The sequence below is a fragment of the Paenibacillus algorifonticola genome (assembly GCF_000971975.1).
GTDB classification, from domain to species: Bacteria; Bacillota; Bacilli; order Paenibacillales; family Paenibacillaceae; genus Pristimantibacillus; species Pristimantibacillus algorifonticola.
This window is the reverse complement of record NZ_LAQO01000002.1, coordinates 297,803-318,375: the sequence shown is the minus strand read 5'-3', so window position 1 is coordinate 318,375 and position 20,573 is coordinate 297,803. Positions and strand designations below refer to the sequence as shown.

The 20,573-nt window shown below is 49.7% G+C and carries 18 protein-coding genes; 1 reads left to right on the top strand and 17 read right to left on the bottom strand.

Annotated features, from left to right (window positions below; genetic code table 11):
• Positions 1 to 168: 168 nt before the first annotated feature.
• The 10 genes from WH37_RS11120 to WH37_RS11075 form a co-directional block, all read right to left on the bottom strand.
• Entirely contained in the window at positions 169 to 1,068 is a 900-nt protein-coding gene (locus tag WH37_RS11120; RefSeq protein WP_046230626.1) for a carbohydrate ABC transporter permease, read from the bottom strand.
• A gap of 24 nt (positions 1,069 to 1,092) precedes the next feature.
• Positions 1,093 to 2,004 carry an ABC transporter permease gene (locus tag WH37_RS11115; RefSeq protein ID WP_046230625.1) on the bottom strand — a complete coding sequence of 304 codons (912 nt, stop codon included), beginning with the start codon at positions 2,002 to 2,004 and terminating at the stop codon, positions 1,093 to 1,095.
• Between the two features lie 31 nt (positions 2,005 to 2,035).
• Entirely contained in the window at positions 2,036 to 3,658 is a 1,623-nt protein-coding gene (locus tag WH37_RS11110) for an extracellular solute-binding protein (protein WP_046230624.1), read from the bottom strand.
• 350 nt (positions 3,659 to 4,008) lie between these two features.
• Positions 4,009 to 6,282 (bottom strand): helix-turn-helix domain-containing protein, encoded by a 2,274-nt coding sequence (locus WH37_RS11105; protein ID WP_046230623.1) that lies wholly within the window; start codon positions 6,280 to 6,282, stop codon positions 4,009 to 4,011.
• 274 nt (positions 6,283 to 6,556) lie between these two features.
• Positions 6,557 to 7,879, bottom strand: coding sequence for a DUF2515 domain-containing protein (locus tag WH37_RS11100; RefSeq protein ID WP_231594193.1), 1,323 nt, complete (start codon positions 7,877 to 7,879; stop codon positions 6,557 to 6,559).
• A 129-nt stretch (positions 7,880 to 8,008) separates the two neighbouring features.
• On the bottom strand, positions 8,009 to 8,296 hold the full coding sequence (locus WH37_RS11095) for a stage VI sporulation protein F (RefSeq protein WP_046230621.1): 288 nt from the start codon (positions 8,294 to 8,296) through the stop codon (positions 8,009 to 8,011).
• 70 nt (positions 8,297 to 8,366) lie between these two features.
• Positions 8,367 to 10,418: an ATP-dependent DNA helicase RecG gene (gene recG / locus WH37_RS11090; RefSeq protein ID WP_046230832.1), complete on the bottom strand. Its 2,052-nt coding sequence runs from the start codon at positions 10,416 to 10,418 to the stop codon at positions 8,367 to 8,369.
• 12 nt (positions 10,419 to 10,430) lie between these two features.
• A complete protein-coding gene (locus WH37_RS11085) occupies positions 10,431 to 11,285 on the bottom strand; it encodes a DegV family protein (protein ID WP_046230620.1) in 855 nt (284 codons plus the stop codon).
• Positions 11,286 to 11,341: 56 nt separating this feature from the next.
• Positions 11,342 to 13,141 (bottom strand): DAK2 domain-containing protein, encoded by a 1,800-nt coding sequence (locus WH37_RS11080; RefSeq protein ID WP_046230619.1) that lies wholly within the window; start codon positions 13,139 to 13,141, stop codon positions 11,342 to 11,344.
• Between the two features lie 18 nt (positions 13,142 to 13,159).
• Entirely contained in the window at positions 13,160 to 13,519 is a 360-nt protein-coding gene (locus WH37_RS11075; RefSeq protein ID WP_046230618.1) for an Asp23/Gls24 family envelope stress response protein, read from the bottom strand.
• A 457-nt stretch (positions 13,520 to 13,976) separates the two neighbouring features.
• Between WH37_RS11075 and rpmB the strand changes: the two genes are divergently transcribed.
• Entirely contained in the window at positions 13,977 to 14,165 is a 189-nt protein-coding gene (gene rpmB / locus WH37_RS11070) for a 50S ribosomal protein L28 (protein ID WP_046230617.1), read from the top strand.
• Between the two features lie 107 nt (positions 14,166 to 14,272).
• On the opposite strand, the gene spoVM is transcribed toward rpmB, so the two are convergent.
• The 7 genes from spoVM to rlmN form a co-directional block, all read right to left on the bottom strand.
• Positions 14,273 to 14,353: a stage V sporulation protein SpoVM gene (spoVM, locus tag WH37_RS11065; protein WP_040711006.1), complete on the bottom strand. Its 81-nt coding sequence runs from the start codon at positions 14,351 to 14,353 to the stop codon at positions 14,273 to 14,275.
• Between the two features lie 183 nt (positions 14,354 to 14,536).
• Positions 14,537 to 14,818 carry a hypothetical protein gene (locus tag WH37_RS11060; protein WP_046230616.1) on the bottom strand — a complete coding sequence of 94 codons (282 nt, stop codon included), beginning with the start codon at positions 14,816 to 14,818 and terminating at the stop codon, positions 14,537 to 14,539.
• Positions 14,819 to 14,945: 127 nt separating this feature from the next.
• Complete coding sequence (gene rpe / locus WH37_RS11055; protein ID WP_046230615.1) at positions 14,946 to 15,590, bottom strand: ribulose-phosphate 3-epimerase; 645 nt, start codon at positions 15,588 to 15,590, stop codon at positions 14,946 to 14,948.
• A 7-nt stretch (positions 15,591 to 15,597) separates the two neighbouring features.
• Positions 15,598 to 16,539, bottom strand: coding sequence for a ribosome small subunit-dependent GTPase A (gene rsgA / locus WH37_RS11050; RefSeq protein WP_046230831.1), 942 nt, complete (start codon positions 16,537 to 16,539; stop codon positions 15,598 to 15,600).
• A complete protein-coding gene (pknB, locus tag WH37_RS11045; protein WP_046230614.1) occupies positions 16,523 to 18,721 on the bottom strand; it encodes a Stk1 family PASTA domain-containing Ser/Thr kinase in 2,199 nt (732 codons plus the stop codon). Before pknB ends, rsgA begins: the two co-directional genes overlap by 17 nt.
• Complete coding sequence (locus WH37_RS11040; protein ID WP_046230613.1) at positions 18,708 to 19,490, bottom strand: Stp1/IreP family PP2C-type Ser/Thr phosphatase; 783 nt, start codon at positions 19,488 to 19,490, stop codon at positions 18,708 to 18,710. The genes pknB and WH37_RS11040 overlap by 14 nt, the downstream gene beginning before the upstream one ends.
• Positions 19,491 to 19,496: 6 nt before the next feature.
• A complete protein-coding gene (gene rlmN, locus WH37_RS11035) occupies positions 19,497 to 20,543 on the bottom strand; it encodes a dual-specificity RNA methyltransferase RlmN (protein ID WP_046230612.1) in 1,047 nt (348 codons plus the stop codon).
• Between the last annotated feature and the right edge of the window lie 30 nt (positions 20,544 to 20,573).

Sequence of the window (20,573 nt, the reverse complement as noted above, 5' to 3'; positions counted from 1 at the left end):
CCTTACTAATTGGTCAAAAGTGCATAAATCCCTTTTTAAAATTCAAATTATTTTGCAAACGACTGCGAAGCCAGCAATGCCAGCTCGATTATATTCAGCAGAACGCCTATAGAATCGTTCAATCAGAAAGGACCACCGAGCAGTAGTCTGCCACGGTGGTCCCCGCTTTTATCCTTTGATCGAACCAATCATAACGCCCTTCTCAAAATACTTCTGCAAAAACGGATACAGTACTAGAATCGGCAATGTAGACACGATAATGACGCCATACTTAATCTGATCTGCGTATTTTTGCGCGTAGCCGCCTGAGTCGCCGCCTGTCCCAGCCCCGCTCGCAAACACTTGGTTTGACAATAAAATGTCACGGAGAATAATTTGCAGCGGCTTCAGCTCATTGTCCCGAATGTAAATAAGCGCAGTGAAAAAATCATTCCAGTGCCCGACCAAATAATACAATCCGATGACGGAGATCAATGCTTTGGACAACGGCAGCGCCACCTTGACGAAATAGACGAAATGCGAGCAGCCATCAATCGCAGCCGCCTCGTAGAGCTCCGGAGGAAGCGTCGATTCAAAAAAAGTACGAGCGATAATTAAATAAAACACATTAACACTAAACGGTACGATAAATACCCAAGGCGTATTCGTGAGATGCAGATCCTTCATCAGCAAATAAGTCGGAATCAGGCCGCCATTGAAAAACATCGTAAACACAAACGCAAACATAATATATTTTCTCGCCTTAAACTCCTTGCGTGACAGCACGTAGGCAGCAGGCAGCGTGAACAGCAAATTGACTAACGTGCCAACGGATGTGTAAAAAAGCGTATTGCGATAGCCAGTCCATATGCGTTCATCCTTGAAAATCTCCCCGTAGCCGAAGAGGCTCGTTCCCTTTGGGAACAACAGCACTTTACCAGTTGATACGAGTGTCGAGTCGCTTACGGACGCAATAATAATAAAGTAGAGCGGGTAAGCGACCATCAGGAAAATAAGAGCACAAATAGTAAACAGCACCATTCTAAACAGAATTTCACCGCCGCCAAGACGCGGGCTTATTTTCTCCATTGTATTCCCTCCTTCCGCCGTAGGCTAGAACAGACTTGTGTCGGACACGCGTCTGGAGATGGTGTTCATCGTATACAGGAATATAAAATTAATGATCGTATTAAACAAGCCGATAGCTGAAGCATAGCTGAATTGGTTGGACACGATTCCCATTTTGTAGACATAGGTCGCAATAACCTCGGATACGGGCAAGTTCAAGGCATTTTGCATCAGAAATATTTTTTCGAAGCCTGTACTCAAAATACCTCCCATGCTTAAAATGAACAAAATGACGATCGTTGGCATCAGCGCCGGAAAATCGATATACCGAATCGTCTGCCAGCGGCTTGCTCCGTCTATTTTGGATGAATCATAGAGCTGGGGATCGACGCTGGAAAGTGCTGCCAAATAAATAATGCTGTTCCAGCCGCAATGCTGCCAAATATCCGAAATAACGTAGGTAGGTATAAAGGTATTGCTTGAGGCCAGCAAATTGATATGCCCCAGCCCAATCGCTTTCATTAAATGGCCGACGATGCCCGTCTCAGGGGAAAGCAGCACGTTCAACATGCCAACAAGCACAATAACCGAAATAAAATGAGGCAAATATACGGTCGTCTGCATCACATTTTTGAACGATTTCCGGCGGATCTGATTCAGCACCAGCGCGAGAATAATCGGAGCAGGAAAGCCGATTATAATCGTAGCCAGACTGATAAAAAACGTATTTCGCATCAGATCGCTGAACAGATAGCTTTCGATAAACTGCTGAAAGTAGAATAGACCCTTCCATTCTCCGCCGGTCAATCCTTTGCTGAAATCGTAATCGCGAAAGGCCAGCTGTACGCCATACATCGGAATATAATTGAAAATAAAGATAGTCGCAAGCGCCGGCAAAATCATCAGCCACAGCTGATAGTCACGCTTGACGGCGCCGAGCTTCATTACGGAACGCATCGCCGTGCCTCCTTTCATGAGTAAGCCTGCGTTACAGCTTGCTTACGAATTCATCGTAGTACTTCTGCATAATTTCAACATTTTTATCAAGGCCAGCCTTCTGGCTTTCCTTCACATAAGCATCCCATTCCGCCTCAATTCCGCCTTTCGTAACCCATTTGGCGAACGTCGTATTAGCCAGGTTCATTACGTTCGTATTGTTTAAGCTCATCGCATTGTTGTCTTCATTCGTATATTTAACAAAGGTGCCCGGATAAATATCCACCTGGGAATCTACTTGTGCAAGTGCGTCTTTAAGCGGCTCAGACTGGGTCAGCACCTCCTGCATATCCTTGCCGAGCGTCAAGTCGATCGTATCCGAAATATAGAAAGCGCCATTATCTGCCCAAGTGGACGTCCATTTCCAGGTGCCTGGGTCCATCTTTGTATCCTTTGGTGGAAGCACCGCATAAGAGCCATTGCCCTTGTCCTCAATGTTAGGGCCAATCGAGCCGAACAGCACTTGAATGCCAATCTCTGGCTTATACAGTTCATTAATGAAGCGCATGGCCGCTTCCTTGTTTTTCGTTTTGGCGGACATCACAATATTATTTGCGCCATAATTCAGCGTATAGCTGTCATAGCTCCAGGATACCGGACCCGAATAGCTGGAAGAGGATTTAAGCGGCGACATCGACGCATACTGCGGAGCAAGCTGCTCCCCGAACCGATCCGAGGCCACCCAGCCCCACGTAAAGCCAACCTTGGCCGTATCGCCTTCCCCTCGAGCGACAGCCTGCAGCTTCGTATAATCGTGAGTGAACACCTCCGAGTTAATAAGCCCAGCCTTGTACAGCTTGTTCAGGAATATAACTAGTTCCTTGTAGCGATCGTCAGTCAGGAAATTTTTCACCTTGCCGTCCTCAACGAAGTAGCCTTGTCCGCTCACATCGGAAGACAGCGTAATGCCCATACCGCCTAGAAGCACAGCAGGATTAAAGAAGCCGCCAATCCCGCCCGACCAGTCCATCGGAATTTCATCATTTGGATCTCCGTTGCCGTTTGCATCCTTCTCCTTGAAGGCTACCAGCACATCATACAGCTCATCCCATGTAGTAGGCATATCTAGGCCAAGATTGTCCAGCCAAGTCTGATTAATGTATTGTCTGTTAACCGTATCCGGCCAAAATCGCTGATACTTTGCCAGTCCATAAATTTGACCATCGCGCTGTGTGGATATTTGTTTGGTCTCCGGCTTCTCTTCGAACATTTTCTGAACATTAGGTGCTCCTTCAATCAGCTCGCTCATGTCCTGAAATAAGCCATTGAATTGGGCAAAATCGGCATCTGTAATAACATTCGGGCCAACGAACAAATCCGGCACATCGCCGCTGGCGAGCATCGTTCCTTTCTTTTGCCCCCAATCTGCGGTTATTTCTTGCCACTGAATGTCTACGCCAGCCGCTTCCTCAATTTGCTGAAGCCATTCCATCTCGGCAAGCGGCTTCGTTAGCGGATGCTTGACGACAACGCCAGTCAGCTTAACCTTCGATCCGCTTTCCCCGGAACTTCCGTTCGGGTCGCTTGCGTTTCCTTCATTAGAGCCGGAACATGCCGTCAAGAGTGTCGTCCCGACCACTAACACCGATAACATCGTAATGATCTGCTTCTTCATGCGCATTACCCCCGATATTCATTTAATCTGCCGACCCGTTTATACTGCTTACTCGCTACTCAAGGAGCAAGCCTGCTGCCTGCATCTTCTCGGCTCCCTTACTCTAACCGTTCTGCTGCAAACCTGTATACTAACAGTTTTTGACCAATCAACACTTTTTGAAAACGCTTTATAAATAATTTTGTAAGCGATTTCATTATGAGCATATCCACTTTTTGAAATATTGCATATGCTCAAAAAGTGTACGTTCTACCTAAAACAAGCGTCTACGCCAGACAACTCCATTTGGAAATGCATTTCAAAAAAAGCTGCCGCCATGCCCAAACGGCACAGCAGCAGCTTTGTCACGCTTACTTGTAGGAGTCCCGGTATTGGCCGGGGGTAGTTCCAACCATTTTCTTGAAGGATCGAATAAAGCTTGAGGTGTTCGAATATCCTGTCTGCTGGGCGATAGAATCCAGCGTCCCTCCTGTGCTGCGAAGCAATTGGATCGACTTCTGAATGCGCAGCCTATCGATATATTCCTTAAAATTATGACCGATTGTTTTTTTGAAATGATAGCTGAAGCCCGACTGCGACATGCTGAAATGATCGGCGAACATTTGCAGCGAAAAATTAGCGTCAAAACCCTTTTCCGCAATGACGGCCAAAATTTCCTCCTGGGTTGCGGTACGGGCAGCAGGCAGCGTCTCGCGAATAATATCGCACAGCTTGCTGCAGCTTTCTCGCATAATGCCCACCATCTGCTCAATTGTATAGCGGTGCTGAAAGGCCGCATCCGTAAGCCTGAGCAAATTGCCATCATCGTGACGAAACCTTTGCAACCCGCCCAAAATAACGCTGATCGTATTCGAATAAACCGTTCTAATCATATGCGGCGGCATGCCGCTGCTAACGAGATAGTCAATGATTTTCTCAAGCACGGATTGTACGACGTTAGGCTCGTTTTTGAGAATTGCCATCTCCAGTGATTGCAGCAGCTCGGCAAAATAAGAAACCATCCCATTTTGCGAAATCTCGATGTCGCCAAACGCCAGCAGCTCATCCTGCTGCCGAATACGCAAATATTCAGCGGCACGTACCGCTTGCAAATAGGACAAATGCACACCTTCAGGCGACAACCCGCTCTCAGCCAAGCCGATGCCAATTAGCACCTCTCGCCCCAACTGCTCCTTCAGTTTGCTCTGCACGCTGGACAAGTACGTCTTGACGGCGACTCCCTCATGATGCGAGCAGACAAATATCCATTCCTGGTTGTAAATGCTTGCGAAGAAATGACCCGCAAATGTTTCAGGAAGTCGCTGTTCCTCCTGCCGCAAAAATTCGGATACTTCCTCCATATCCTCCTTGCTGGCATCAAAAGAGAGGACAGCAACCGTTACCGCAGCGCGGTTTTTAAATACCCCGTAATCCGCCCCTTGTGAATGAAAAGCGTCCCAAGTGGCATAGTGTCCACTGACGAGCTCAAACAACACATTATCACGCAAAATCGGCAGCGATCTCTGAACCCGTTCATCCAGCTTCGTATTCGTTAAGGAAAGCTCGTCCAAGGCGTAGCGAATCGTATCGATTTCGTTCATTCCGCCTGGTCCTCTACCCTTATGCTTGAACACCTCTGTGGCAAAGCCTACAAGCCGCTTGATCGGATGGTAGTTTTTGCGAATCGAAATATAAATAACGATCCCTTCTACCATTAGGATCAGCAGAAGAATAAGTATCGTATTCCACTGGATGGAGCGAATATCCTGCAAAGATTCGGTTACAGGCAGCATGCTGACATATTGCCAGCCATTTTTGTCCGATACATTGTGTGAGACGATATATGATTTCCCGTCAATCGTCTGAACGGTTGACCCTGCTTCGCCTGCGACAAGCTGCTTAACCATTTGGCGGAAATCGTCCGCCCTGCTGTATGCCGCTTCTTTGGATGCAACCAGCTTATTTCCTTTCTGGTCAAAAATATAAAACTCGCCATTATACGATTCGGATACCGAATTCATCATGCGAATAATCGTTTCCTCTTTCACAAGAATGAGCACCGAAGCCGGCGAATGCTCCCCGCCCAGCGGCATCGGCAGCATAAAGGTCAGCATCCTGATGTCATTGTTGCCAGGAACAATGACATTTTCGGCCGGCCTGACCGAAGGCATGGTGAGCTTGTCCAGCTCCTGAAACATCTCGTCATGAGGCCACGATTCATAATAATAGCCGACGCCACGATTCTCAAAATCCTCAACGCTGTAGACGCTGCCTGTTTTGGCGAACAGGTAGCCGATATTTTTGACGTATAATAGCGTATTATAAATGAATGCATCGGTTGCATTATATTTGCGCATTTCATTGGCAATGACGATACGCCGATAATCGTCTTCCATTGCCATGTACATCCTCATGTCTCCGTTGAGCATTAATTCCGAGGGCAAATCATAGACATAACGGGTAAAAATATCAAGAGAGGTCATGAACTGCTCCGTTACATGGGCATTCCATTCCATTTCCTTCTCCGTGGCCGCTTTGGTCGAGTAAGGATAGTAGTAGAGCAGAATGCTGACAATCGGCAGCAGCAGCACCAGCACATATGAAATTAGAAATTTGGCCAATAAGTTCACTTTTATTTTTTTCAAGCTGACCCGCCCTTCCGTACCTTCCCTATGAACTAAATGGCTTGCTCCAAGGCTTTTGTCCATATGAACAAATAAAGAAAACGCTTACATATTAAAAAAGCAGACCAGCCTCTCCATACTTTAGCTTGCCTATGTGTTCCCGATGTGGAATTCGCGGCCGCCTCTTCCCCATTTTATAGGATCAGCCCCTCCCTTTCAACCATTCGCTCATACGTCCAAACGTTTCGTCCAGGTTGCTGGTATTCAGCTCGCTCTAGCTATGCCAAAAGCCAGGTTATGGCTTCCACTGCTGCGAAGCCAGCACAGCCAGTTCAATTTTGTTCAGCAGCAGGCTGTATTCATTGGTCATTTCAAAAGAATGCGGCAGCGGCAGCTTTTGAAAATAGGGAAGCACCTGTACTGCCTGTCGGAACCAATCGCCAGGCTCAGGCGCCTCAACCTCCCGATCCGGCCAGACGCTGCTTAGCTCCGGGCTGAATAATGGAGCAGCACCAGGCGCAAGACGTCTCCCCGATAGCCGCTCCCTGTAAGGCTTCTTTGGCGGATCACGCCTGACCGCCGCAAACAGATGAGGGGCATAATCCGCACGTGAACCCGTGTGACGGAAAGCCCGCGCGAAAGCACAGGCGCCGCCATGCACCTCCGGCACACCGAAAAGCAGGGCATACAGTCGTTTGCCGAACTCAATTCGTTCTTTCAGATTGTCGAAGTTCTCCAAAACGAGCCCCGCCAGCTTCATTTCTTCACCCCTGGAGCGATAGCAAAACACAACCGCATTAAGCTGCAATAATGACTGCAAGCCAAAAAACAGCGTATTCAGCACCTCCTTGCGGAAAAAGGGCTGCTGCACAATTCGCTGTTCAATGTAATTTTGCTCATTCACGATAAGTGCAACCGTCAAAATGGCAGAATCACCGCTCTTCCAAAACGTTTGCCAGACCGGTACCATAAAGCGGGAAACACCAAGCTGCGGCAGCAAATGAAACAACGGACGCCCAGCTCTGCAGCTTGCCTCATACAGCAGCAGTTGCGGATAAGCATCCTGAAAAATCAACGCATTCGCGCGCTCTAAAAAGCGGAATACGGCCTCGCGGGCGGAACGGCCCAGCAGGTATGGCAGCCACTCCCCTTGTAGATCTGTCATATTCCAGCCGCCGTTGCGCGAGACCAAATGCGCCAGCAGCGCCCAGTGCAGCTCGGGCCTGCGTTCATATAACGCCAAATAAGCTTCCGTTCTCGTCACATTGTTGCGATTCAAATGAACGGCGTCTGCTCGAATCGACGCAAGCAGCGCATGATCGGCTGACCCAGCAACGGCACCGCTGCTTACAGCAGGGCTAGCTATGGAGCCGCCTGCTTCCTGCTCCTGCTCAAGCTGCGTCCATGAGACTGCGAGCTTAGCGACTAATGCGGGCTGCATCACAAGCGGCTGCGCTTCTGCAATCATTTTTTGCGACTCGCCAAAGCTATGCCACTTGCCAACCGCATACAGCCATGCGTCCGCTGGCAGTTGGATGCAACGCCGAATCCACGCTCGAAAACTACTCCCAAGCTTCCCGCTTGCGCCTCCCATGAGCTCTCCTCCATCCTTTTTCATGAACGCCATATCCCAAAAGTCACGATTATCCTAGAGATATAGTATGACCGGAAAAGAACGGCAATAGCAGCGCAGTTATAAGAAAAAACGTATATCTTCTTATATTAAAAAAAAGCTGACCGCAGACGGTCAGCGAAACATGCCCCAAAGCTTGAGCAAGTGAAACGTATTGTTTGGGTCGATCTTCTGGGCGAGAACGAAAGCGACGATCTGCTCCTCCTGCGTATCCGTAAGCGGCTCCTGCAAAATGCTGGCGGTCGATTTCACCAGCTTTCTGACTTTGACGCGATCCTGCAGGTCGAATTTAGTTACGTTAGCGAGCAGCAAGCGCACGCGATCCTTCAAAAGCGGATTTTTCAGCTTGCCTTTAATACGTTCGACCAATTGCGGGCGAATACCGTACTTTTGGTAGCTCAATGTTCCAGACACCTCCATCCGGCATACCGTTTTCACGTTTAACTATATGCCGAAGGTTCCCGGAAATTGCCTAATCGAGCTGTTCTCCTTGAAAAAGTTGGTCACGATTCAGCTTCGCCTGCATTCTTGCATAAGCCGGATTATCCCAAAAATCGTCGCGGGCGCACAGCTCAGCCGCATCATCACGCGCCATCTCCAGCACTTCGAAGTCCGCCGCCATGTCCGCGACACGAAATTCTGGCAAGCCGCTTTGCTTCGTTCCGAAAAAATCGCCTGGCCCCCGGATTTCGAGGTCACGGCGCGCCACCTCAAAGCCGTCATCCGTTTCCGTCATGACCTTCATGCGCTCGCGCCCTGTCTCCGACTTCGGATCAGCAACCAGCACGCAATACGATTGATGCGCGCCCCTGCCAACCCGGCCCCGCAGCTGATGCAGCTGCGACAAGCCGAACCGCTCGGCATCCATGACGATCATCAGCGTCGCATTCGGAACATCGACGCCTACCTCAACAACCGTCGTAGCCACGAGTACATGCAGCTCGTTCGCACCGAAGGAGCTCATAACCTGCTCTTTTTCCGCCGCGCTTAGGCGCCCATGCAGCAGGCCGATTTTCAGATCGGGAAAAGCTTGCTGAACCTGCATATACTGGTCAATGGCATTTTGCACATCCAGCTTCTCCGATTCCTCAATAAGCGGGCATATCATGTAGGCTTGTCTGCCCTCTCCTACCTCACGGCGAATAAACCCAAGCACGCGGTCCATCATGCTATGCTTGACCCAATACGTTTTAATCGGCTTGCGCCCATGCGGGCGCTCGCGAATCGTCGATACATCCATATCCCCGAAAGCGGTAATCGCCAGCGTTCGCGGAATCGGCGTCGCCGTCATCGTCAGCACATCGGGATTCATTCCTTTGCGCCGCAGCACGCTGCGCTGATTAACGCCAAAGCGATGCTGCTCGTCCACTACAACCAGTCCGAGACTGCGGAAAAAGACCGTCTCCTGAATGAGCGCATGCGTACCCACGACAATATCAATCAGTCCCATCTGAAGGCCAGCAAATACATCGCGGCGGCGACGCTCCGTCATGCTTCCCGTCAGCAGTCCCACCTCCACATCCATGCCCTCGAACAGCTTCGTCAAGGAACGCATATGCTGCTCTGCCAATATTTCCGTCGGTACCATCAGCGCGCCTTGATGGCCGGATTTCACTGCGCCATACAGTGCAATGGCCGCAACGACCGTTTTTCCCGAGCCGACGTCGCCTTGCAGCAGCCGATTCATGCTGGCAGGCTGGCGCATATCGACCAATAGTTCATTTACGACCTTCTTCTGCCCATCCGTCAGCTCGAACGGCAGCGTAGCCGCAAACTGCCTAATCGTCTCCGCTTCAATTAAATGAGCGATGCCATCGCCCCGCTTGCGGCTGAGCATTCGGTAGGCCTGCAATTTCAGCTGAAATAGAAACAGCTCCTCATACACCATCCGCCGCCGCGCTTCGAGACCCTCGCGTATATCTCCCGGCTCGTGAATGTGCAGCACCGCATCACGGCGGGGAATGAGCCGATGCCGCTCCATAAGCTCAAACGGCAGCACCTCCTCGATCATCGCGCCATATTGCTGCAAAGCCTGCTTGATCGTCTTGCGCATCCATGGCTGCGTAATTGCCCCCCCGACGGAATACACCGGCTGCAGCGTCCCTGATTTGGCAGAACCCGCCCCTTCCGGAAACTCGGACTCCGAGACGGTCATCTGCTGGCGATGCTGCTCCCACTTGCCTGTCAAAATAATGGTACGGCCAGGCGTCAGCTGATCCCTTAGAAAATGGCGGTTAAACCATACCGCCGTAACGAGCAAAAAGTCGATCTCAATTTTACAAGTGAGCCGCGATTTATTTTTCCCGTAGCGCTGCAGCACAGGCATGCCCCGTACAACTCCTTGCACGGTAGCTTTGTCTCCGTCCTTGACATCCGATAGCGCGCGAACGCGATAATCCTCATAACGAAATGGAAAATAGTCCAGCAAATCAGCAACGGTATGAACGCCAAAGGCGTGAAGCTCTTGCTCCTTCGGAGCGCTCACGCCTTTAATTTGCCGGACGGAATATTGCTCCAGCGTCATCATAATCATTCCTCACACTTTATACATAAATACAGCCGAAGTATCAGGCCCCACATGAGTGCCCACCGTCGCACCAATCGTTATAAAATCAATGAATGCCACACCCGGCTTATCTTTCAGCAGCGCCGCAAGCTCTTGCGCCGTCTGCTCGCCATGCGTCCAGCCAATCGTTACCCCGACGCGATCATTGCCAAAATCCTTGTCGAGCATTTCTATGATGCGCTGCATCGCTTTTTTCGTACCGCGCACCTTGTCCACGGACTGAACCGTCCCTTCCTGATCCAGCGAAAGAATCGGTTTAATGTTTAAAATCGATCCAAACAATGCTGCAGCCTTGCCGATTCGGCCGCCCTTCTGGAGAAACTCCAGCGAACCAACGAGAAAATAAAGGCCCAGCTGCTCTTGAAGGCGAGTCACTTCTGCCAAAATCGCTTCCTTGGAGGCACCTTCCCGCGCCATTCGGGCCGCCGTCACCACCTGGATTCCGAAGCCGTACGAAGCCGACTTGGAGTCAATAACCGTTACGTCCGCCTGCTCATCCAGCATCGACTTGGCTATGACACCCGACTGATAAGTACCGCTGAGTACAGAAGCCAGATGAATCGAAATAATAATTGCTTGCGGATCATCCTGCAAAATCCGTTCATATACATCAAGAAACTCCGCCGGAGACGGCTGTGAGGTTGTCGGAAGAACAGGCGAAGCAATCAGCTTTTCATAAAACTGCTCCTTCCCAATCGTCACGCCATCCAAATAGGTTTCTTCACCAAACAGCACCTTTAGCGGTATAACCTGAATGCCAAGCTCTGCACATCGTTCATCCGGAATATCCGAAGTGCTGTCGGTAATAATATGAATGTTCCCCATCTTCGCCACCCCTTTCGTACCGAATAAACAGCTGCTATTTCATTAGTGCCCCATCATTATTCCACAGCGAACAAATAGGGATAAAGCGGCTGTCCGCCCTCTTGAACTTCCAGCTCCGCATCCGGATAAGCCTCTGCCACCCATGCTTCCAGCGCTTCCGTATCTTCAGCCTTCGCCTCTGCTCCAGTTAGCACCGTAATCAGCTCGCCGCCGCCGGCCATAAGCTCAGCAATGAGGAGACGGCAAGTCTCTGCCAGATCCGCATGTGCCGCAACAATGGCCTTCTCCTTAATGCCGATAAAATCACCCTCGCGAATACTCACGCCATCGATTGTCGTGTCGCGAACCGCATGCGTCACTTGACCGGATACGACTTGCTCCGCCGCATTTTTCATCCAATCCGTATTGCGCTGAACGGTCTCATCCTCTTTGAAAGCAAGCACCGCTGCAAGCCCTTGCGGAATCGTTTTTGTCGGAATAACCGTAACGTTGCGTTCACTAAGCTCCGCCGCCTGTTCAGCAGCAAGAATGATATTGCCGTTATTCGGCAGCAAGTAAATATGATCCGCTACTAGCGATTCAATGGCCTTGACGAAATCTTCCGTGCTTGGGTTCATCGTTTGCCCGCCGGACAGCACAATATCCACTTCATTATCCAGAAAAATGTTCGAAATGCCTTCGCCCAGCGCTACGGCAATGATGCCGAAGGGTGCCAGCTCATGAACTTGTCCAGGCGGCACAGCCGCCCCCGACGTTCCCGCCAGCAGCTCTGGCGAGGAAATGCTTCCCGACAGCGCATAATCAGGCAGTACCGCATAGGACGGAATCGCTGCTTCTTCCTCTAGAAGCTCACGATGCTGATCACGCATATTCAGAATGTGCAGGTTCGTCAGCTCGCCGTATGGCAGCGCCAAATTCAGCACATCACCCGGCCTGCGGGAATGCACATGAACTTTAATGATATCATCCTCGGCTATGACGAGAATGGAATCTCCCTCTTTGCCAAGCGCTTTCTTGAAAGCGTATTCATCAAAAAAAGGCGCAGCTTTGCCCCCTGGCTTGCGATTAATAAAAAACTCCATATCATAGAAAAATTCAATATCTGCCGTCTCCAGACGGGATTGTGCAGCAAAATTCGTCGCCTTACGTGGAGCTGAAGCAGGTTGTGCCGTAGGGACACTTACTTCTTCAGGGGGTGCCGCTTCAGATAACAGCGAATAGCTTTCATAGGCCCCTTCACCTTCAACTAAATAACGCACGAACCCTTCATAAATAAGCACTAGCCCTTGCCCACCAGAATCTACAACGCCAACCTGCTTAAGCACAGGGAGCATATCCGGCGTACGCTGGAGCGTTTCATTTGCTTTTTCGTAAACCTCTTTCATCAGCTCAGTGACATCATTCGTACGGCGTGCATAAGCAACCGCATGCTTCGCTGCTTCCTTCGCTACCGTCAAAATCGTTCCTTCCACCGGCTTCACAACAGCCTTATAAGCAAGATCAACACCGTGCTGCAAAGCCGCTGCGATCTGCTGGGGGCCTGCTTGCTCGGCGTTTACAAGTCCCTTCGAAAAACCACGGAACAGCTGTGACAAAATAACGCCGGAATTGCCTCTAGCCCCCATCAGAAGCCCTTTAGACAACACTTCCGTCGTCTTGCCTAAATGGTCGGACGGCTTGCTGCGCAGCTCACGAATGCCCGAGGCAATCGTCAAATTCATATTCGTTCCCGTATCGCCATCAGGCACAGGGAAAACATTCAACGCATTTACCTTGTCGACATTTTGATTTAACAACTCAGCGCCCAGTACGGCCATGGCGGTAAAATCGGAACCGTTAATGAAGCCCTTACTCAATGAAAATTCCCCTTCCTGCTATGTAGATACCCTTACATCCTGCACAAATATATGGACCTGGTCCACGTTAAGACCAATAACATCACTCATCACATATTTCACCTTCGTCTGAATATTATGCGCTACTTCTGAAATTTTCGTGCCGTAGCTCACAATAATATACAAATCAATATAAAGTTTATCCTGTTCTCTGCGAACTTCAACGCCGCGGGCTAGATTGTCCCTGCCCAGAAGCTCGGCAATGCCGTCCTTTAATTGTTTGCGTGAAGCCATCCCGACAAGGCCATAACAATCCAGCGCAGCGGAACCTGCCATGACGGCAATGCATTCCTCTGTTATGAAAATTTGGCCAAGTTCAGTGCTGAGCGCAAGTGGCATGGAAATTCACTCCTTTATCGTGTAGATCGCGTCTTTAAGGCAAGTTAGAAAACTGGCGTAACGGAAAGCAGCCCATTCATCCCATCATTCACAGCTATTTGCCGTCTAGGATGAATTACCCCGTTTAAAGTCAATTGCTACTGAAGATGCAACCTAAATCTTTGACTATTTATTATTGTACTATAAACTGTGCCGTTATAGAAGGGCAGCTCGTGTCAACCACGGGCAAATCGCCATAAAAAACAACAGTTTTAGTTGCTCAGACCCCACAACTATGATACGATATCAAAGTATGTTTATGTGCAGGCTTCTTCGACGCTTTTTCAAGCCAATGAAGCGGTTTTGCTCACGCAGAACCGGGAGCTTATGGCTACGATGCGGTTTTGCTTATGCAATAACTGACAGCTTATGCTAACAATGCGCTTTTAGCTCAGCACTACTTGAAGGAGGTGTACTCATGTCCCGCAAATGTTTTCTAACAGGCAAAAGCCCTGGTACAGGCAATAACGTTTCCCACGCTAACAACAAAAACCGTCGTTCTTGGGGAGTAAACGTTCAGAAAGTTCGCATTCTAGTTGACGGTAAACCGAAACGTGTTTATGTTAGCGCGCGCGCTCTGAAATCCGGTAAAGTAACTCGCGTATAATTCATCTCCTGCAGCTTTATGCTGTATGGTAGACAAAAAGCACCTGGGCTCAGGTGCTTTTTATTGTTCACATAAACCACGATCATTCGAAGGCGGCTGCAAAGGAACTAACTTTTTTGGAAGGTATTCAAAATCGCCTTTACGAACCCGCCCAAAAATTTCGGCAGCTTGATCGTGTAAAATTTCATGCCCATCCCTCCTCAGACACGCTCATCGAAATGGTGACTTACATGCTTTTTCTTCCCGCATACACATGCTATGTTTCACGCAAAAAAATGGCTACACGAACCTGCGTTCATGTAACCATCCTATGCGCTTTACCTTTGTCCTATTCCATATGAACGAGTGTGGAAAGCCCATCTTCGCAATGCTCACGCCATTGGTGGCGGATTCTCGCTGATGAACTGGATCGCCGTATAAACCAATACGGCCAAGAAATAAAACAATAGCCCAAGCAAGATAACCGTTATTCGTGCCCATAGCTTCTCAACTCTTTTGAAAAACTGAAAAATCAAATACAAAGCAAGCAAAGAAAACACGTATTTGATCATCCCAGTCAGAATGGAGAAAGCCGCAAGCAGCAAGCCTATGCCGAGTGCAAATAGGAGCACCCACAGCCATGTCTTCCCTCGAGATGTCTCGTATTCTTCCATTACAGCCTCCCAAGTGCAAACCGCTGTGCCGCTAGAGCAGCAGACACCAGCGTCCCACATCGAAATACAAGCCTGTTCACCGCGCAACCCTTGCAGCAATTATGTAACTTAATATAAGATATGCAGCCTAGCGTAAAAGGGATATAGCAGCCGCGCGATCTGCTTGGGCAAATACCGCATTGCCTGCAACGAGTACATTCGCGCCCGCCTCTGTCACAAGCTTAGCCGTTTCTTCATTGATGCCGCCATCCACCTGCACATGAACATGCTGCAGCTCGCGCTCCACAAGCATGCTGCGAATTTGACGCAGCTTGTTCAGCGAATAAGGGATAAACTTCTGTCCGCCAAAGCCCGGATTTACCGTCATAACCAGTATGAGATCCACATCGCCCAGCACAGATTCCAGCACAGATACCGGAGTTCCTGGATTGATGGCTACACCTGCCGGAAGTCCCAGCTCCTTAATTTGATAAATCGTACGGTGCAAGTGCACACATGCTTCTGCATGTACCGTAATCCGATCAGCACCAGCAGCTGCGTAATGCGCGATTGACAATTCCGGACGCTCGATCATCAGATGCACATCAAAAGGAAGCTTCGTTGCTGGTCTTACAGCCGCAATGACCGGAGGGCCAAAGGTTAAGTTCGGCACGAACTGCCCATCCATGACGTCTACATGAATCCAGTCCGCTCCTGCCTGCTCAATACCTGAAATTTCTTCTCCGAGCCGGCTGAAATCAGCCGATAAAATAGAGGGTGCTATTATAGTCATGGGTTTATCAGTACCTCCGTTTTTTATCTTTCATTTCATTTAAGAACTGCAAGTAATTTTCATGGCGGCTTGGTTCTATTTTCCCTTCTGCCAAAGCAGCAAGGACGGCGCAGCCCGGCTCCTGCACATGCGTGCAGCCACGGAATTTGCAGTCCGGAGACAACGCGCGAATTTCCCGAAAACAGTAGCCTAAATCTTCAATGCCAAGCTCGGTGAAATCGAGCTGGCTAAAGCCAGGCGTATCGGCTACATAACCCCCGCCAATTTCAATCAGCTCCACATGCCTCGTCGTATGCTTGCCGCGTCCAAGGCGGTTGCTGATCGCATTCGTCTCAAGCTGCAGTCCAGGAACAATTGCATTAAGCAGCGAAGATTTACCTACGCCTGATTGCCCGGCAAAAACCGCCAGATGCCCTTGCAGCCGCTGCTGAAGCTCCTCAATGCCCTTGCCTATTCTTGCGCTTGTCCCATATATCTCGTAGCCAATAGCCGAATAAATGCGGTTGACAGAAGCGGCAGCTTCAGCCGCCGCTTCTGTCTCCTCGCCATCATGCTCCAAATCCTGCTTGCTGAGGCAAAGCACCGCTTCAATTTCCGCATGCTCAATATGCACAAGAAACTTATCCAGCAGCGTTAAATTGAGCGCTGGTTCCGTTACGGAAAAAACCAGCATCGCCACGTCAATATTGGCTACCGGGGGGCGTATAAGCTCGGAAGAGCGAGGTAATACCCGCTCTACCGTTCCCTCGCCGTTCTCCGTAAGGCTATACACAACTTCGTCACCGACTAATGGCGTAATGCCTTTGTTTTTCAAAACACCGCGCCCGCGGCATTGTACCGTTGCATCCTGAGATTCAGCATCATCAGGCAATACGTAATAATATCCGCTGAGCGCCTTCACAATGCGTCCGCGAAGCTCAAGAGATGCGTGATTATGGCTGCTGCTCATCTTTTCCTTTTCCTTTGCCTTTTCCTTCCGCTTCTCCCTGTTCGCTTCCTTGGTCATCGCTGTCGTTAACCTCCGATTGATCCGGCTCCACTGTCGGTTCAGGAGCTGGCGATTCCGATACGGTAGGCTCTTCTGTAACAGGCGTTGTCACCTGTTCATCTTCGCCCGGCACCGTGACGGTAGATGAACTGCTGCTTTGCGCCAGTTGATCGTAAGTGACGGATTTCGTATCGACAAACTGACTGTCCCGATAAATCGTAATCATGGCCTCAGTGTTCGGTGCCAGGACAACGGTTACGGGGAACGTCTGGGTATCTTGAATTTGGTTTCTGCCCCATTCAATATTCTGTCCTCTAGAGTCGGTGTAGACGATGCGGATTTCGCTCGTTTTTCCAGCCTTCGCTGGCGAAATGACAACATTGAACTGATGCTCTTTCGCTTCCGCAGAAGGACCTGAGCTGACTCGAATGGAGATTTTTGCGTCTTTCGGAACAAGGTCATTTGGCTTGTATGGATATTGATTGAGCACGAGGCCCTTGGCTTGCACATAGCTCGGCTCATACAAAATATCATCGTCTGAAAGCGTCAGCCCATTTGCCTTCACCATATCTTTAGCCTCAGCTACTGTTTTGCCAATCAAATTCGGCATTTTAATCGTTTCCATGCCTTTGCTGACCATAAACTGGAATTTCACTGTATTCGGATCAAAATCCGTTCCCGGCTCCGGCTGTTGTGTCACAACCGTATCCACTTCCTGCTCGCTGAATACTTCTTCAACATCGATTTGCGTATCCGGATTGATGCCAAGCGCCGAAAGCTCATCCTTAACCGCCTGCAGCGTCTTGCCCCGGTAATCGCCAAGCTTCTTCAGCATCGGCCCATCACTCACAGATAGCTGTATGAACGAGCCCTGCTTGACGCGCATATTTTTCTTCGTCTGCTCGAATACCTGATTAATCGGTATATCGTCGCGGAACTCCCGTATCGTCGGTTCCTGCACCTTCAGCCCAAATTCATCAAGCTTTGCCGTCGCCTGCTCCAAATCGAGGCCGACAACGTACGGCACATTCACTTCCGCTACATCCAGCCGGTCAAGCAATGTCACGAATCCCCATATTATGAATGCCAGGACAACCAGCGTGCTTGCCACGATTATCGTCGGTCGCTTCCAGCCTTTTGCTTTCTTATTCAGAACTTCTTTATCTCCCTGCCGGCCCGTCTGTCCCGAAGAAACCTCCGCCTTCTCAAAGCTTGACTCGCTCTGGCGAATGGGACGGATATCACTGCCGCGAATGGCTGGCATGACACGGGTCTCATCCAGATCATTCACATGGGCAAATGAAACCTTCTCCTCATTCCTTCGATTAGGGGCGAGGCAGGTTTCCAGATCGTTCAGCATTTCCTGAGCCGAATGGTAACGTTCCCCCGGATTTTTGCGCATCGCCCGTAAAATGACGTTTTCCACACTTTGCGGAATATGAGGGTTTACAACGCGCGGCTCCTCAAATGTTTCCTGCAAATGCTTCAAAGCGACGCTGATTGGGCTTTCTCCCAGAAAAGGCAAATTGCCGGTCAGCATCTGATAGAGCACAATGCCAAGCGAATACAAGTCGGATTTCTCGCCTGTACTTACTCCTTTTGCATGCTCAGGAGAAAAATAATGGACCGAGCCAAGCACCGAGCCTGTCTGGGTAATTGTAGAAGAAGTAACCGCACGGGCAATACCGAAATCGGTTACCTTGACCCTGCCATTTTTACCGATCAAAATATTATGTGGTTTAATATCGCGATGAATAATATGATTCTGATGGGCATGGCCCAGCGCATCGCAGATTTGAATGGCAATACGAACCGATTCATCCGCCTGCAGCGGCGCACGCTCCTGAATAATTTCATTAAGATTGCTGCCTTCGATATATTCCATAACGATATAATGCGTATCTTCCTCTTGTCCTACATCATAGATGCTGACGACATTTGGATGGGATAACGCAGCTGCAGACTGCGCCTCACGGCGAAATCTACGAATAAATTCTTCATCATGCACAAACTGCTGGCGCAGCACTTTAACCGCCACATTGCGGTTCAACAGGACGTCATGGGCTTTATAGACAAGCGCCATGCCGCCTCCGCCGATGCGAGTCAGAATTTCATAGCGACCGCCTAAATTATGCCCTATCATCAGCTGTACACTCCTCTCGATCTGCGCTGGAATTTACTTGCAGCAGCACGACGGTTACATTATCGTCCCCGCCAGCGCGCAGCGCCAAATGGATGAGATGCTCCGCTTTATCTTTCAGGCTCGCTCCACCCTTCGTTACCGTATACATAATTTGATCATCGCTGACCATATTCGTCAGCCCATCGCTGCAAAGCAGTATAAAATCATCAGCCGAGTAGGAAATCGTCTGTATATCAACCTCAACAGACGCATCGGTGCCTACCGCCCGGGTGAGCACATTGCGCCGTGGATGGACAGCCGCCTCCTTCTCGCTAATCTGCCCCGATTTCAGCAGCTCATTGACAAGCGTATGATCCTCCGTCAACTGCACAATGCAGCTTTTGGAAATGACATAGGCGCGGCTGTCGCCAATATGTCCGATGACGGCTTCCCGCCCTTGAAACATGGCAGCGACTATCGTAGTGCCCATATTATAATATTGCTCATTGCGCGATGCCATGTCATAAACGACGTCATTCGCACCTACAATGGCTTTGCGCAAAAATGCCTTGCCTTCCTCAATGGAAAAGTCAGGTCTAGCCGCAATCGGCTCCAGCATTTCACGGAATGTATTAACTGCCAGCTGGCTCGCTACATCGCCCGCCTGATGGCCACCCATCCCGTCAGCGACTATAGCAAACGTGATGCCATTCTCCAGCTGCCCTACCCATGAATGATCTTCATTGACTTGACGAACTTTTCCGATATCGCTCAGGTTTGCCGTAATCAACCGTTATCACCTCGTAGTAGACTCCATGTGCTTCGCACGAAGCTGTCCGCAAGCGGCGGCAATATCATGCCCTTGCTCCCTGCGAATCGTTGCATTTATTTTATTTTTCTCCAGTATACGCTGAAACTCAAAAATATCCTCCCGTGGCGTACGCACATAATTTCGCTCCGGCACATGGTTGACCGGAATCAAATTGACGTGGCACAGCAGTCCTTGCAGCACATCCGCCAGCTCTTGAGCGTGCTCAGGACGGTCATTGACTCCACCGATCAAGGCATACTCAAACGTAATGCGGCGGCCCGTCTTCGCCAAATAATAACGGCAAGCCTCCATCACTTCCTCGAACGGAAAGCGGCGGTTAACCGGCATCAGCTTGGAGCGCAGCGTATCATTCGGCGCATGAATGGAAAGGGCCAGATTGATTTGTGTATTTTCGTCGGCAAATTTGTACATGCTCGGCACGATGCCGCTGGTCGAAACCGTAATATGGCGTTGCCCGATGTTGAGGCCTTTCTCATGAATCATCGTACGCAAAAACATCATCGTTGCGTCATAATTTTCAAACGGCTCGCCAGAACCCATGATGACGATGCTTGATACGCGTTCATTCGTAACGTCCAGCATTTGCTGCGCTACAACAACTTGGGCAATAATTTCACCAGCCGTTAAATTTCGCTTCAAACCGCCAAGCGTCGACGCACAAAAGGTACAGCCGATCCGGCAGCCGACCTGCGTTGTCACGCAAATGCTATTGCCATAATTATGACGCATAATAACGGTTTCGATTGCATGATTGTCATGCAGCCCGAACAGAAACTTGATGGTTCCATCCTTGGACTCGAATTTCGTTATTTCGGTAAGCGTCACAAATTGAAATTGGTCAAACAGCTTCGTTCTGAGCGATTTGGACAAGTTGCTCATCTCTTCAAAGCTAGTTACGCGCTTGACGTACAGCCAATCGTACAGCTGGCCTGCGCGAAACGCCGGCTCGCCGTTCTCTTTCATCCAATCTTGCAGCTGTTCGAGCGTATAGTCGTAAATAAAAGGTTTCATTAAATTATCACACCTGACTGTATAGTAGCG

What these genes read in the sequence shown, in the direction of transcription:
- WH37_RS11100 (WP_231594193.1), bottom strand. Translation starts at nt 7,879, where the DNA reads ATGAAAAAGGATGGAGGAGAGCTCATGGGAGGCGCAAGCGGGAAGCTT.
- WH37_RS11110 (WP_046230624.1), bottom strand. Translation starts at nt 3,658, where the DNA reads ATGAAGAAGCAGATCATTACGATGTTATCGGTGTTAGTGGTCGGGACG.
- WH37_RS11060 (WP_046230616.1), bottom strand. Translation starts at nt 14,818, where the DNA reads ATGGAAGAATACGAGACATCTCGAGGGAAGACATGGCTGTGGGTGCTC.
- pknB (WP_046230614.1), bottom strand. Translation starts at nt 18,721, where the DNA reads ATGATAGGGCATAATTTAGGCGGTCGCTATGAAATTCTGACTCGCATC.
- WH37_RS11075 (WP_046230618.1), bottom strand. Translation starts at nt 13,519, where the DNA reads ATGCCACTTGCGCTCAGCACTGAACTTGGCCAAATTTTCATAACAGAG.
- recG (WP_046230832.1), bottom strand. Translation starts at nt 10,418, where the DNA reads ATGACGCTGGAGCAATATTCCGTCCGGCAAATTAAAGGCGTGAGCGCT.
- WH37_RS11120 (WP_046230626.1), bottom strand. Translation starts at nt 1,068, where the DNA reads ATGGAGAAAATAAGCCCGCGTCTTGGCGGCGGTGAAATTCTGTTTAGA.
- rlmN (WP_046230612.1), bottom strand. Translation starts at nt 20,543, where the DNA reads ATGAAACCTTTTATTTACGACTATACGCTCGAACAGCTGCAAGATTGG.
- spoVM (WP_040711006.1), bottom strand. Translation starts at nt 14,353, where the DNA reads ATGAAATTTTACACGATCAAGCTGCCGAAATTTTTGGGCGGGTTCGTA.
- WH37_RS11115 (WP_046230625.1), bottom strand. Translation starts at nt 2,004, where the DNA reads ATGCGTTCCGTAATGAAGCTCGGCGCCGTCAAGCGTGACTATCAGCTG.
- rpmB (WP_046230617.1), top strand. Translation starts at nt 13,977, where the DNA reads ATGTCCCGCAAATGTTTTCTAACAGGCAAAAGCCCTGGTACAGGCAAT.
- WH37_RS11085 (WP_046230620.1), bottom strand. Translation starts at nt 11,285, where the DNA reads ATGGGGAACATTCATATTATTACCGACAGCACTTCGGATATTCCGGAT.
- rpe (WP_046230615.1), bottom strand. Translation starts at nt 15,590, where the DNA reads ATGACTATAATAGCACCCTCTATTTTATCGGCTGATTTCAGCCGGCTC.
- rsgA (WP_046230831.1), bottom strand. Translation starts at nt 16,539, where the DNA reads ATGAGCAGCAGCCATAATCACGCATCTCTTGAGCTTCGCGGACGCATT.